Raw genomic sequence first — 13,424 nt, forward strand, 5'->3', positions numbered from 1 at the left:
CCCGTCATTCGGCGGCCTGGACCGCGGCCCGTGCGCGGGCGCGCGGCGCGCCGACGCGCAGCCGGCGGTCCGACAGGGACACGAAGCCGCCGAGCGCGCACAGCGCCGCGCCGAGCCAGATCCAGGGCGCCAGCGGATTGAGGTAGAGCCGGACGACCCAGCCCGCCTTGGCATCGCCCTCGCCCAGCGTCGCGTAGAGGTCGCGCAGCAGGTCGGTCTGGATGGCGGTTTCGGAGATCTGGCGGCGCTGCACCAGGAACAGCCGCCGCTCCGGCTTCAGGGTGGTGAAGGGCCGCCCGTCGCGCGTGACGGCGAGCGTGGCGCGCTCGGCCGCGTAGTTGGGACCGTCCACGGCCTCCACCTTCTGGAGCGTCACCGCGTAGTCGCCGATGCGCGTGCTGTCGCCCGGCTTCAGCGTGGCGATCGTCTCGAGATGCCAGGCGGCGGTCGCCACGGCCCCCAGCACGACGACGCCCAGCGCGGCGTGCGAGACCGTCATGCCGAGCGCCGAGCGTGGCGTGCCGCGCAGGCGGCGCAGGCTCTCGCCCAGCGGCGCGCGGCCCAGCCTGAGGCGGCTCGCGAACTCGGCCAGGCTGCCCACGATCAGCCAGACGCCGAAGCCGAAGGCGATCGCCGCCAGCGCCGAGCGGCTGTCGACGGCAACGGCGGCGACGATCGCGGCGATCACCGAGACCGCGAAGGCGATGCGGAGCTGGCGCAGCGCCGGCCACAGCTCGGCGCGCTTCCAGCCGAGATAGGGCCCGACGCACAGGGCCGCGAACAGCGCGAGCGCCACGGGCACGAAGGTGGTGTTGAAGAAGGGCGGGCCGACCGAGACCTTTGTGCCGGTGAGAAGGTCGAGGAACAGCGGATAGAGCGTGCCGAGCAGCACCGTGGCGGCGAGCGTGCACAGCAGGAGGTTGTTCACGATCAGCGCGCCCTCGCGGCTCACCGGCTGGAACAGCCCGCCCGGCGAGAGGTTCGGCGCGCGCCACGCGTAGAGCGCCAGCCCGCCGCCGGTGACGGTGATCAGGAACGCCAGGATGTAGAGGCCGCGCGCCGGGTCCTGGGCGAAGGCATGGACCGAGGTCAGCACGCCCGAGCGCACGAGGAAAGTGCCCAGCAGCGACAGCGAGAAGGCGAGAATGGCCAGCAGGACGGTCCAGCTCTTCAGCGCATCGCGCTTCTCCACGACGATGGCCGAATGCAGCAGTGCGGTGCCGGCGAGCCAGGGCATGAGCGAGGCGTTCTCGACCGGATCCCAGAACCAGAAGCCGCCCCAGCCGAGGATGTAGTAGGCCCACCAGGAGCCGAGCGCGATGCCGAGCGTCAGGAAGCACCAGGCCGCCAGCGTCCAGGGCCGCACCCAGCGCGCCCAGGCGGGATCGACCCGACCCTCGAGCAGCGCCGCGATGGCGAACGCGTAGGTCACCGAGAAGCCGACATAGCCGAGGTAGAGCAGCGGCGGATGAAAGGCGAGGCCGGGGTCCTGCAGCAGCGGGTTGAGCCCGTTGCCGTCGGCCGGGGCCGGCACCAGCCGCTCGAACGGGTTGGAGGTGAAGAGCAGGAAGGCGAGGAAGCCGACGCCGATCAGCGCCTGGATCGCCAGCACGCGCGCCCGCAGGCTGTCGGGAAGGCCGGTCCCGAACACGGCGACGGCGGCGCCGAACAGCGACAGGATCAGCGCCCAGAGCAGCATGCTGCCCTCGTGGTTCCCCCACACGCCGCTCACCTTGTAGAGCAGCGGCTTGGCGGAGTGCGAGTTGGCCACGACGTTGGCGACGGAGAAGTCGGAGGTGACGTAGGCCTGGGTCAGAGCCGCGAAGGCGAGCACGACCAGCATCGCCTGGGTGAGCGCGGCGGTACTGCCGAGCGCCATCAGCCGGACGTCGCCCCGCGCCGCGCCGACCAGCGGCAGCGTTCCCTGCACCAGGGCCACCACCAGCGCGAGGATGAGGGCAAAGTGGCCGAGCTCGGGGATCATGCGCCTGCAGCGAACGAAGTGAGCGAGGGTCGCCGGCGGGCGGCAGCCGCTGCAGCGAAGCGAAGCGGCGAGAGCCCGCACGGCTCAGAAATGATGAGGCTGGCGCAACAGCATCTGCAAGGCTCCATACAGCGGGCTGCCGCGCCTTCGCTTCGCTGCAGGCGCTTTCGCCCGCCAGCGCAAACGCTGCTCCGTATCATTTCCGCTCTTTCCATTGCCCCGCCTCCTTGATCGCCTTGGCGACCTCGGGCGGCATGTACGTCTCGTCGTGCTTGGCCAGCACCTCGCGCGCCAGGAAGACGCCGTCGCTGCCGAGCTGGCCTTCGGCCACCACGCCCTGGCCCTCGCGGAACAGGTCGGGCAGCAGGCCGCGATAGACCACGGCGACGGACTTGTGCGTGTCGGTGACGGTGAAGCGCACTTCCTGGCCCGCCTTCTTCACGCTGCCCGGCTCGACCAGGCCGCCCAGCCGGAAGCGGCGGTCGGGCCCGACATGCTTCTCGGCCACCTGGGTGGGCGAATAGAAGAAGACGAGATTGTCGTTCAGCGCCGTCAGCACGAGCGCCGCCGCGGCGCCCAGCACGCCCAGCGAGGCCACGAGCAGCCACAGGCGCCGCCGCTTGGGCGTCATCGCCGCCGCTCCAGGCCACGCGCCGCCAGCTCGCGCCGGACCCTCGCGCGGGCGCTCAGCGAGGCGATGACCAGGCCGCCCAGCACGACGAACACGACGAGATAGGCCGACAGGATGAAGACGCCGTAGCTGCTCATGCGCCCCCCGAGGCCTGGAGGTCGGCGACCTCGAGCCGCCGGCGGTCGATCTCGGTTTCGGTGCGCACCAGCACCAGCAGGATGAACAGGAGCAGGAACGAACCGGCCATCCAGAGCAGCGGCAGCAGGATCGTCGGATGGATGGCCGGGCCGTCGAGGCGCATGAGCGAGGCGGGCTGATGCAGCGTGTTCCACCAGTCGACCGAGAACTTGATGATCGGCAGGTTGATGACGCCGATCAGCGCCAGGATGGCCGCGGCGCGATCGCCGCGGTCGGGATCGTCATAGGCGCGGCTGAGCGCGATGTGCCCGAGATAGAGGAAGAAGAGCAGCAGCATCGAGGTGAGCCGCGCGTCCCACACCCAGTAGGTGCCCCACATCGGCCGACCCCACAGCGAGCCGGTCGCCAGGCAGACCAGGGCAAAGCAGGCTCCGACGGGCGCCGCCGCCCGCGCCATCAGCGCCGCCAGCGGATGGCGCCACACGAGCAGCGCCGCGCCGAGCGCTGCCAGCAGCGCGTAGCCTGCCATCGACAGCCAGGCCGAGGGCACATGGACGAACATGATGCGGACCGTCTCGCCCTGCTGGTAGTCGGGCGGCGACTGCAGCAGCGCCAGCCACAGGCCGACGGCGAAGGCCAGCACCGTCGCCAGCGTCAGGCCCGGCAGCACGCGCTGGCTGAACCGGCGGAAGCGCGCCGGGTTGGCGAGGAAGTGCAGATCGGCCATGTCGCGCCCTGTTTCCGTCCGGCCTCGCCGTTTGTCCACTTGGTAGATTCACTCACCCGCCTGCCGCAACGCCGCAGCCATGGCCCACGGCGTGGTCGCCAGCGCTACCAGCGCCAGCGCGCCCAGGATGGCGATATGGGTGCCGAATCCTTCGCCCGTGGCCTGAATCTCGAGGGCGCCTGCCCCGAAGGTCAGGGTCGGGACGCAGAGCGGCAGGGCCAGAAGGGCCAGAAGGGCGCCGCCGCGGCGCGCGCCCAGCGTCAGCGACGCGGCCACGCCGCCGATCAGGGACAGGGTCGGCGTGCCGACCAGCAGCGTGGCTGCCAACGCCAGCAGGGAAGCGGGATCGAGGCCGAAGGCCACGCCCAGCAGGGGCGCCAGCAGCGAGAGCGGCAGGCCGGTCACAATCCAGTGAGCGGCGCACTTGGCGAGGGCGGCGAGCTCCAGCGGCCAGGGCGCCAGGAGCAGCAGGTCGAGTGACCCGTCCTCGTAGTCGGCCGCGAACAGCCGGTCGAGCGACAGGAGGGAGGCGAAGAGGGCCGTGCACCAGAGCACCCCGCCGGCGATGCGGGCGAGCACGGCTGTCTCCGGGCCGATGCCCAGCGGGAACAGGACCGCCGCGACGACGAAGAAGGCCAGGACGACGGCGACATCGCCCGGCCGGCGCCAGACCAGCCGCAGGTCTCGCGCAAGAAGCGCGGCAAAGCCCGTCACGGCGCGGTCCCCCCGCCCGGTCCGCCGAGGTCGAGGGCCCGCCCGGCCACGCCGAGATCGACATGGGTTGCGGCGATGGCGAGGCCGCCGGCGGCCAGATGGGCCTGCAGCACGGTCCGGAACCCCTGCCTTGCCTCCGAATCGAGGGCATTGAGGGGCTCGTCGAGCAGCCAGAGCGGCGCCGCGCTCATGGCCACCCGGGCCAGCGCCGTCCGCCGCCGCTGCCCCGCCGAGAGGGTTCGCAGCGGCCGTCCCGCCAGTCCGCCGAGATCGAAGGCGGCCAGCGCGCCGGCCAGCCGGTCTTCGGCGTCCCGCTCGCCGCGCAGGCGCCCCGCCATCAGCAGGTTCTCGGCCACCGTCAGGTCGCCCTTCAGCCCGTCGAGATGGCCGAGCCAGCCCAGTCGGCCGCGCCACGCTTCCGGATCGCCCCGCCATCGACCCTGCCAGACCGTCTCGCCCTGCCAGCGGACGACGCCGCCGACGGGCGGCAGCAGCAGCGCCAGCGCCCGCAGCAGGGTGGTCTTGCCGCTGCCGTTGCGTCCAGTCAGCGCGAGCAGCTCGCCCGCACCGAGCGTGAAGGACAAGGGCTCGAAGACACGCCTGCCGCCGCGACGACAGGCGAGGTCGGCCACCTCGAGAAGTGCGGACGCCATCGCGCCGCCGTCGTAGCATGGCGCAAAGAAAAAGGCCGTCTTCTCGGGGGAGAGTGAGAAGACGGCCTAAGCGCCTCCGAGGAGGCTAGAACGTGGCTTTGGGGGGACCACGTTCGGGGGAGATACAAAAGGAAGATGGAAGCGGCGCATGGCTGTCGCTAGACCCAAATAGGGCAAGAGTGTGATTTCTGAATCACGCTCACACAGCGTGGTGATTCATCGAATCGGCTGCGGGATCAAGGCCCTGCAGCCGCCATCGTGCGTGCCGGATCAGCCGTACGGATCGGCCGCGTCGCGCATGCCATCGCCCATGAACTGGTAGGCGAGGATGACGAGGATCACCGGCACGACCGGCAGCATCAGCCACCAGTTCACGGCGACGACATTGATGTCGGTGGCTTCGTTCAGCAGGACGCCCCACGAGGTGATGGGCGGCCGCAGGCCGAGGCCGAGGAAGGAGAGCGCGGTCTCGGCCAGGATCATCGACGGAATGCTGAGCGTCGCCGAGGCGATCAGGTGGCTCATGAAGCCGGGCAGCAGGTGGCGGGCGATGATGCGGCCGGGCTTGGCGCCCATCATCAGCGCCGCCGAGGCATAGTCCTCCTCGCGCAGCGACAGCAGCTTGGAACGCACCGCGCGACCGAGTCCCGGCCAGTCGAGCAGGGCCAGGATCAGCGTGATGCCGAAATAGACCAGCAGCGGCGACCAGGTGACGGGCAGCGCCGCCGACAGCGCCAGCCACAGCGGCAGGTGCGGGAAGCTCTTGAGGATCTCCGTGATTCGCTGGACCACGCTGTCGACCCAGCCGCCGTAGTAGCCGGCCAGCCCGCCCAGGATGAGGGCCAGCGTGAAGCTGAGCGAGATGCCGATCAGGCCGATGGTGAGCGAGATGCGGGCGGCGTAGACGATGCGGCTGAACATGTCGCGGCCGAGCCGGTCGGTGCCGAGCAGGAACAGGTGGCCGCCCTCGGCCGGACAGACCAGGTGGAAGCTGGCCTCGAAGAGGTTCCAGAACTCGTAGGGATCGCCCGAGCAGAAGAAGCGCAGCGGCTGGGGCCTCGACGTGTCGGGCGTGTAGATGCGCTGCAGGGTCTCCATGTCGCGCGTCGTCTTGGTGGCGTAGACGAAGGGCCCGAGGAACCGGCCCTCGTGGAACAGGTGGACCTGCTGCGGCGGCGCGAAGATGTAGGCCGAGTGGCGGCTCTGCAGGTCGTAGGGCGCGATCACCTCGCTGATCAGCGTCGAGAGGTACATCAGCGCCAGGAAGACCGCCGAGACCACGGCAGGCCGGTGGCGGCGGAAACGCCACCACATCAGCTTCCACTGGCCCGCCATGTAGTAGCGTTCCTGCTCGGCCGTCAGGCGCTCGGCGACATACGGGTCCCAGGGCTCGGCGTTGACGTAGTGCTCGGACGTCCGGCGGGGCGGCGGGGTGGCATGGTCGGTCATGTCACTTCTCCGAGGTGGCGCCGAAGCGGATGCGCGGGTCGAGGGCGGCCAGCGCCAGGTCGGACACCAGCATGCCGATCACGGTCAGCACCGCGACGAAGAGCAGGAAGGTCGCCGCCAGGTTCACGTCCTGCGTCTTGAGCGCGCCCAGCAGCATCGGCCCGGTGGTCGGCAGCGACAGCACGACCGAGACGATGACGGAGCCCGAGATCACGTCGGGAAGCAGGCCACCGATGTCGGCGACGAAGGGATTGATGGCGTGGCGCAGCGGATACTTCACCAGCAGGCGCAGCGGCGGCAGGCCCTTGGCGCGGCCGGTGACGACGTACTGCTTCTGCAGCTCGTCGAGCAGGTTGGCGCGCAGCCGCCTGATCATGCCGGCCGTGCCCGACATGCCGATGACGACGACCGGGATGATGAGGTGCTGCAGGACCGAGACGATCTTGCCCCAGGACAGGGGCTGGCCGATGTACTCGGGATCCATCAGGCCGCCGATCGACAGGCCGAAATAGACCTTGCCGATGTAGAGCAGCACCAGCGCCAGCAGGAAGTTCGGGATCGACAGGCCGACGAAGCCGATGAAGGAGGCGACATAGTCGCCGAGCTTGTACTGGTGGGTGGCGGCATAGACGCCGATCACGAACGACACGGTCCAGATGAAGATGATGGTCGCCGTCTCCATCACGATCGTGAGCATGAGCCGCTCGCCGATCAGGTCCGACACCGGCACCGTGTCCTGGCAGCTCAGCCCGAAGTCCCAGCGGAAGATGCCGGCCACCCAGTCGAGGTAGCGGTGCCACAGCGGCAGGTCGAGGCCATAGAGGTGGCGCAGCTCCTCGGCCCGGTGGAGCGCGTCGGGATCGCCGCGCGACAGCAGCTCGTCGATCTGGGCGGTGACGCAGTCGCCCGGCGGCAGGTCGATGATGAAGTAGACGAAGGCACTGATGATGAACAGGGTCGGGATCATCAGCAGTACGCGCCGGACGATGAAGCGCAGCATGGCTCACAGCCCTCCCGGCGCGACGCGCACATAGTGGCCGGTCTCGACCTCGGTCCAGACCACCTCGCTGCCACCGCTGTCGCGGAACGGCTCCGGCCAGGCCATCGGGTCGGAGGCCTTGCCCTCCATCAGCGCGCCGAGGTCGAGGCGGGCGTCGGGATCGGGCATCGGCACCGCCGACAGCAGCGCCTGCGTGTAGGGATGGATGGGATTCTTGAACAGCGCGCCGGCGGGCGCCATCTCGACAAGGCGGCCGGCGCACATCACGGCGATGCGGTCGGCGATGTAATCGACCACCGCGAGATTGTGCGAGATGAACATGTAGGTGAGCCCGAGCTGCTTCTGCAGGTCCTTCAGCAGGTTGAGGATCTGCGCCTGGATCGACACGTCGAGCGCCGACACCGGCTCGTCGCAGATCACCATGTCGGGACGCAGCGCCAGCGCGCGGGCGATGCCGATCCTCTGGCGCTGGCCGCCCGAGAAGGAATGCGGGTAGCGGCTGAGATGGCGCCGGTCGAGCCCGACCATCTCCATGAGCTCGCTTACCATCTCGCGGCGGTAGGCGCCGTCGCCGATGCCGTGGATCACCAGCGGCTCGACCAGGATGTCGTACACCGTCATGCGGGGATTGAGCGAGCCGAACGGGTCCTGGAAGATGAACTGCAGCTTGGTCCGGAAGCGCGCCAGCTCGTCGCCCTCCAGCCCCAGCACGTCGATCTTGCGGCCCCAGTCGTCGAACACGACGCGGCCGCCGCCCTCGCCATCCTCGCCGCCGATCGAGTCGGCGGAGATGCCGCGCATCAGGATCTTGCTCAGCGTGGTCTTGCCGCAGCCCGATTCGCCGACCAGCCCGAGGCATTCTCCCCGCTCGACGTCGAAGCTCACGTCGTTGACCGCGCGCACGGTACGGGTCTTGCCGCCGCCGGTCAGCTGCTCGAAGAAGGTGTCGGCCTTGCGGATGCGGAAGGTCTTGGACAGGTGCCGCACCTTGAGCACGGGCGCTTCGGGATTGAACGAGGCGGTGGGCTGGCTCACCGCCTTCTCCTTCAGGAGATGCCCGGTCGCCGCCTTGATCTCGCGAATCGGCTCGAGGCGCTCGCCCGGCGTCATGTCGAAGCGCGGCACGGCGTGCAGCAGCGCCTTGAGGTAGGGATGCCGGGGATCGCGAAAGATGTCGCGAAGATCGCCCGATTCGACGACCTTGCCGCGATACATGACGACGACGTCGTCGGCGACGTTGGCGACGACGCCGAGATCGTGGGTGATCATCAGCAGGGCCATGCCGAGCTCGGCCTGCAGGTCCTTCATGAGGCGCAGGATCTGGGCCTGGATGGTGACGTCGAGCGCCGTCGTGGGCTCGTCGGCGATCAGCAGCGCCGGCCGGCAGACGAGGGCCATGGCGATCATGGCGCGCTGGCGCAGGCCGCCCGACAGCTCGAACGGATAGGTGCGCAGCGCCCGCCTTGGATCTGGGAAGCCGACCATGCGCAGCATGTCGACGGTGAGGGCCTCGATCTCCTTGCGCGACAGCTTGCGGCCGGAGCGCACGGCCGCCTCGTTGATCTGGTCGCCCAGGCTGTGCATGTCGCTCAGCCGGCTGCCGCCGTGCAGCTCGACGGCCTCGCCGATCTGGTCGCCCACCGTGTGCAGCGCCGACAGCGAGGTCATCGGCTCCTGGAAGATGATCGAGATGGCGCCGCCGCGGATCGCCCGCATCTCGGCGCCGCCGCGGTCGAGCTTCGCAATGTCGACCGGCGGCTCGTCGTTGCGCGGATCGTCGAACAGGATCGAGCCCGAGGTGATCCGCGCAGTGCGCGGCAGGAGGCCCATGATGGCCTGGCTGCAGACCGACTTGCCCGAGCCCGATTCGCCGACCAACGCCACCGTCCCGCCGGGCGGGATCGCGAACGAGACCTGATCGACGGCGCGCAGGACGCCGTCGTGGACGCCGAACTCGACGGTAAGCTTCTCGACGCTGAGCAGATCCTTCATACCGCCTCTTCCCGGGCCGCCACGGCGATGCCCATCGCCCTCAGGTTGGCGCGCGTGGCTTCGCTGAGCGGGACATCGGCCGCCTCCGCGGCCTCGGCCGCCCGCTCGACGATGTCGTGGAAACCGTCGAGCGACGAATCGACCTTCAGCAGGCGGCCGCCCGCCGAGCCGACGGCGAGCTGCATCCAGCCGTCGTTCCGGTCGCGCTTGATCGAGTAGTAGCTGAGCTTGAACCGGTCGAGCCGGCTCCATTCGACGACCGTGCCGATGGGTCCGTCGGCGCACAGCGTGTCGTCCGCGAGGATGTAGCGCGTATGGTGACGCAGGGCGGTGCGCACCAGGAACAGGGCGAACAGCGCGAAGCCCAGCAGCAGCACCAGTCCCAGCCAGCGATTGACCGACAGAAGCACCAGCGGCCCGCCGCACAACAGCACGCCGGCGCCGGCCCGCGCATAGTCGGCCCATAGCGTCTGTCGCGGATAGCGCAGATCGGCCGATCTCAACCGCGAACCTCCCGTCCCAGGTCTTCGATGGCGAACAGCTCGCGCGCGGGACGGACGCGAAGACCCGACATCTTTGTTCTTTCCAGCATCGACCTTAGGAAATCCCACGCTTCGTCGTCCATCACAAGATGATGACCAAGCACACCTACCGGCTCGCGAGACGATGTCCTCGACTGCCGGAGCGCCGAAACGAGGGCGTCGAGAGCGGCCGCTTCGCCGACGAAGCGGCGCTGCCGCCAGTCGATCAGGTCGACATGGGTGTTGACAGCCAGCAGCCCGGTCACCGGACGCTCACGCCGCCGCGCGCCGAAAGTCGAGAGTCCGGTGAAGCCGATCTCCGGCAGGGTCGGGACCAGCGCCGGCGCGATGCGGTTCCAGGGCGGCACCAACACGCGCAGCGGCCGCGCGCCGAACAGCCTTTCGAGGGCGAGCCATCCCGTGCCCAGCTCGCCCAGCACCAGCATCGCCGGCCGCTGGGCACCGAGCTCGATCTTCTTCTCGCCAGTGCCGGCATGGTCGGCATGGGCATAGCCGTGCTGCAGGATGTCGACACCCTCCTCCCGGGCCAGGCGATCGGCCAGGGAAGACGCGGCCCGCGACGGCACGACCGCCAGCGCCACCGGCACGCCTGCCCCGCGATGGAGCTCGAGCAGCCGCTGCAGGGCCGGCCCGTCTTCGGCGGCGTCGTCGTCGCGAAACCACAGATCGGCCACGGCGCCGCTGTCCTGCCAGCGTGCGGCCTCCTCGGCCAGGTCGTGCCAGCCGCTCATCGACGGGACAGCCGGTGCAGCAGGCCGACGGTCGCTTCGGCGCCCCCGGCGTCGCAGGCCGGAAAGCTGCGGAGCGAGGGTCCGGCCAGAGCATGCGCGACGGCGTCGGCCAGGCTCCTCGGCGACAAGGTCCCGGGTTCCACCGTCGCCACCATGCCGCGGGCGGCCAGAAGACCGGCGCGATCGGCCTGCTCCGTCTCGCGCGCGGTGGCGAACGGCACCAGCACCGCCCGATCGGCGCAGCACAGCGTTTCGATCGTGGTGTTGTAGCCGGCCTGCGAGATCGACAGGGCGGCGTTGCGCAGCAGGGTCGTGAAGTCGGAGCGCGCCGGCTCGGCCACTATTCCTCCCATCGCGGCTCCTGTGGCAGCAGCCAGTCGAGCGCGGCAGGCGTCGGGCAGATTGGCGCCGAGCAGAAGTCGCCACCGCCTGTCGGTCAGGGCGGTGGCGGGGCGGGCGGCGATCGCCGCCTCCAGCAGACCCGCGCCGACCGCACCGCCACCCGCCGAGACGATCACCTCGTCGCATCCCGCGTCGCTTTCGGGAGGTCCCGTCACGTCCTGCTCCGCGACGTAGCCGGTGTAGTGCGCGCGCTCCTTGATGTGCGGCCAGCCGGCAAAGCTCGCCTCGAACGGTACGAGGGTCGGATCGGCATGGATCAGGACGGCATCGTAGTGGCGCTCGATCAGACGGACCGTCTCGGCGACGCGCTCGGCCCGGACCGTGCGGCGCACGATGTCGCGCACCGAGCAGGCGACCAGTGGCCGGCGCGGCAGCTCCCGCGCGGCTTCCAGCAGCGGCGCCAGCTCGAAGTGCAGGCGCGTGCGGCCGAACGGGAACTGCTCGGTGAGCACGATGTCGGGTTGCTCGGCGCGCAAGAGGGCGAGCAGGCGGCCGGCGCGGTCGCGCTCGAAACCGGCATCGACCGGACCGCCGTCGAGGCGGACGAGGTCGCGCAGACCGTCGTCGGCGGCGCGCACGGGCGGAAGCTGGTGGAGGCGCGCTTCGCCCAGCGCCAGCCCGTCGACCGGCGCGCCGCCCGACACCAGCAGGACATCGAAGCCGCCGGCGGCAAGGCAGCGCGCCAGCGTGGCGGCGCGCCTCAGATGGCCGATGCCGAGCAGATGCTGGACATGGAAGAAGATGCGCGGCTTCACGGCGCGGCCTCCAGGGGCACGTTCAGCCGCTCGATCGCGACGCCGTCGGTGCGCGCGGTGAAGAAATGCAGGCAGCGCCAGTCGAGCTTGTGCGGCGGCCGACCGGTCATGTCCCAGCCGGTGGCCAGCGCCAGCAGGGCGCGGATCGCCGCCTTGTGGCTGACGGCGACGACCGGCCGGCCGTGCGCGGCAACGCCGGCGGCCCAGCGGCCCAGGCGGGCCATGGTCGCGCGGGGCGATTCGCCGCCCGGCGGCTGGAAGTCGAGTCCCTTCGCCTCGGCCTCGATGAAGGCGGCCCCGACGGTGGCGCGCAACTCGGCGATCGTATGGCCTTCCCAGACCCCGAAGCTCATCTCGATCAGGGCCGTGTCGACGGTCACGGGTGCCGGCGGGCGGATCAGCTCGGCGGTGCGCCGCGCCCGCTGCAGCGGGCTGCAGACCCGCGCCCAGCCGTCGGCGGGCGGCGGCAGGCGCCAGCCGCGAGCGGCGGCCTCGCCCTCGGCATTGAGCGGCGTGTCGGTCAGTCCCTGGAGGCGCCGCGCCACGTTCCAGTCGGTCGTGGCGTGGCGCAGGATGGCGAAGGGAACGTTCATCGCAGACGGCGCAGGGCGGCGGCCAGGGCGCGGCCGGCAGCCGCCTCGTCGTGCCGCGCCGCCATCCGGGCGCGGGCAGCGGCGCCGAGCCGGACCCGCTCGGCGGGGGCATTGAGCAATCCGGCGGTCGCGGCGGCGAAGGCGGCGGCGTCGCCGACCGGGGTCAGGATGCCGGTCACCCCGTCGGCCACCACGGCGGGCACGCCGCCGGTGCGGCCGGCCACCACCGGCAGGCCGGCGGCCTGGGCTTCGAGGAATGCCATGCCATAGGCTTCGTTGATCGCCGGCCAAAGGTAAAGATCGGCCGATGCATAGATCGCCGGCAGATCGCCGCGCGGCACGGCGCCGACGAAGCGCACGCGATCGCCCAGCGGCGCCATCAGGGCCTCGACCTCGGCCCTGGCCGGCCCGTCGCCGACCAGCAGGGCCCGCCACGGCCGGTCGCGCAGGCCCATCAATGCCTCGGCCAGCACGCGATAGGAGTCGAGCTTGTCGCGGGTCCGCATCATGCCGACGCTCAGCAGGAGCGGTGGCGCGTTGCCTGTCCCCGCCTTGGCCATCCGCCGCGCGGCGGCATAGGGCGCGGTGTCGATGAAGGGCGGCAGCCAGACCTGGTGGGCGCCCGGCCGCAGCCGCGCCCTGACACCCGCCACGTCCCGCGGATTGACCGTGAGCACCAGGTCGGCCGCCGCCAGCGCGCGTTCGACGGCGCGGTGGCCCACGCGGGTCGGCCCCTGGGCGCGACGCGGCGCGTGCGAGGCCTCGACCAGGACGTACGGCACGCCCAGCGCGCGCGTCACCACCGGGCCCAGCCAGTCGGGCTTGCGGTAATAGCAGTGGTAGGTGAACCAGAGATCGAAGCGCTCGGGATGGCCGACGGGCAGGCGGTGCCAGCGCGCGATCAGGCGGGCGGCCTGGGTCCGGGCGCGGCGTTCCAGGGCGAGAAGTGCGTCGGCCGGCGGCACGCCGGCGGCGACCCGGCTCCCGGCCGGCATGACGACGTGGTGGCCCAGCCGCCGCAGCAGGCGGGCGAGGCCCCGGGCCATCTCGCGATCGCCCGAGGGGATGGGACTGTCGGGCGGCTTCAACGGCGTGTGCAGCAGCACGCGCATG

At 70.8% G+C, this 13,424-nt stretch carries 14 protein-coding genes; all 14 read right to left on the reverse strand.

What is annotated here, in order from left to right; translation table 11 throughout:
- Window positions 1–4: 4 nt before the first annotated feature.
- Window positions 5–1,984 carry a heme lyase CcmF/NrfE family subunit gene (locus tag ACO073_RS04320; protein WP_421995624.1) on the reverse strand — a complete coding sequence of 660 codons (1,980 nt, stop codon included), beginning with the start codon at window positions 1,982–1,984 and terminating at the stop codon, window positions 5–7.
- A 196-nt stretch (window positions 1,985–2,180) separates the two neighbouring features.
- Window positions 2,181–2,615: a cytochrome c maturation protein CcmE gene (gene ccmE, locus ACO073_RS04325; protein ID WP_421995626.1), complete on the reverse strand. Its 435-nt coding sequence runs from the start codon at window positions 2,613–2,615 to the stop codon at window positions 2,181–2,183.
- Window positions 2,612–2,752, reverse strand: coding sequence for a heme exporter protein CcmD (gene ccmD / locus ACO073_RS04330; protein ID WP_421995628.1), 141 nt, complete (start codon window positions 2,750–2,752; stop codon window positions 2,612–2,614). Before ccmD ends, ccmE begins: the two co-directional genes overlap by 4 nt.
- Window positions 2,749–3,480, reverse strand: coding sequence for a heme ABC transporter permease (locus ACO073_RS04335; protein WP_421995630.1), 732 nt, complete (start codon window positions 3,478–3,480; stop codon window positions 2,749–2,751). The genes ccmD and ACO073_RS04335 overlap by 4 nt, the downstream gene beginning before the upstream one ends.
- Before the next feature lie 48 nt (window positions 3,481–3,528).
- Entirely contained in the window at window positions 3,529–4,194 is a 666-nt protein-coding gene (gene ccmB / locus ACO073_RS04340) for a heme exporter protein CcmB (RefSeq protein WP_421995632.1), read from the reverse strand.
- Window positions 4,191–4,847, reverse strand: a complete 657-nt coding sequence (gene ccmA, locus ACO073_RS04345; protein WP_421995634.1) for a heme ABC exporter ATP-binding protein CcmA — start codon at window positions 4,845–4,847, stop codon at window positions 4,191–4,193. Before ccmA ends, ccmB begins: the two co-directional genes overlap by 4 nt.
- Window positions 4,848–5,117: 270 nt before the next feature.
- Complete coding sequence (locus ACO073_RS04350) at window positions 5,118–6,296, reverse strand: ABC transporter permease (RefSeq protein ID WP_421995636.1); 1,179 nt, start codon at window positions 6,294–6,296, stop codon at window positions 5,118–5,120.
- Between the two features lies 1 nt (window position 6,297).
- On the reverse strand, window positions 6,298–7,296 hold the full coding sequence (locus tag ACO073_RS04355) for an ABC transporter permease (protein WP_421995638.1): 999 nt from the start codon (window positions 7,294–7,296) through the stop codon (window positions 6,298–6,300).
- A gap of 3 nt (window positions 7,297–7,299) precedes the next feature.
- A complete protein-coding gene (locus ACO073_RS04360; protein ID WP_421995640.1) occupies window positions 7,300–9,288 on the reverse strand; it encodes a dipeptide ABC transporter ATP-binding protein in 1,989 nt (662 codons plus the stop codon).
- Window positions 9,285–9,791, reverse strand: a complete 507-nt coding sequence (locus ACO073_RS04365) for a hypothetical protein (RefSeq protein WP_421995642.1) — start codon at window positions 9,789–9,791, stop codon at window positions 9,285–9,287. Before ACO073_RS04365 ends, ACO073_RS04360 begins: the two co-directional genes overlap by 4 nt.
- The gene (locus ACO073_RS04370) at window positions 9,788–10,561 is read right to left on the reverse strand and encodes a polysaccharide deacetylase family protein (protein ID WP_421995644.1); all 774 of its coding nucleotides are present in this window, start codon (window positions 10,559–10,561) and stop codon (window positions 9,788–9,790) included. The genes ACO073_RS04365 and ACO073_RS04370 overlap by 4 nt, the downstream gene beginning before the upstream one ends.
- Window positions 10,558–11,718, reverse strand: coding sequence for a glycosyltransferase family protein (locus ACO073_RS04375; RefSeq protein WP_421995646.1), 1,161 nt, complete (start codon window positions 11,716–11,718; stop codon window positions 10,558–10,560). Before ACO073_RS04375 ends, ACO073_RS04370 begins: the two co-directional genes overlap by 4 nt.
- Window positions 11,715–12,311, reverse strand: a complete 597-nt coding sequence (locus ACO073_RS04380; protein ID WP_421995648.1) for a histidine phosphatase family protein — start codon at window positions 12,309–12,311, stop codon at window positions 11,715–11,717. The genes ACO073_RS04375 and ACO073_RS04380 overlap by 4 nt, the downstream gene beginning before the upstream one ends.
- Window positions 12,308–13,423, reverse strand: a complete 1,116-nt coding sequence (locus tag ACO073_RS04385) for a glycosyltransferase family 4 protein (protein ID WP_421995650.1) — start codon at window positions 13,421–13,423, stop codon at window positions 12,308–12,310. The genes ACO073_RS04380 and ACO073_RS04385 overlap by 4 nt, the downstream gene beginning before the upstream one ends.
- Window position 13,424: the final 1 nt, after the last annotated feature.

The sequence above is a fragment of the Reyranella sp. genome, assembly GCF_965229815.1.
In the GTDB taxonomy this organism is placed as follows: domain Bacteria; phylum Pseudomonadota; class Alphaproteobacteria; order Reyranellales; family Reyranellaceae; genus Reyranella.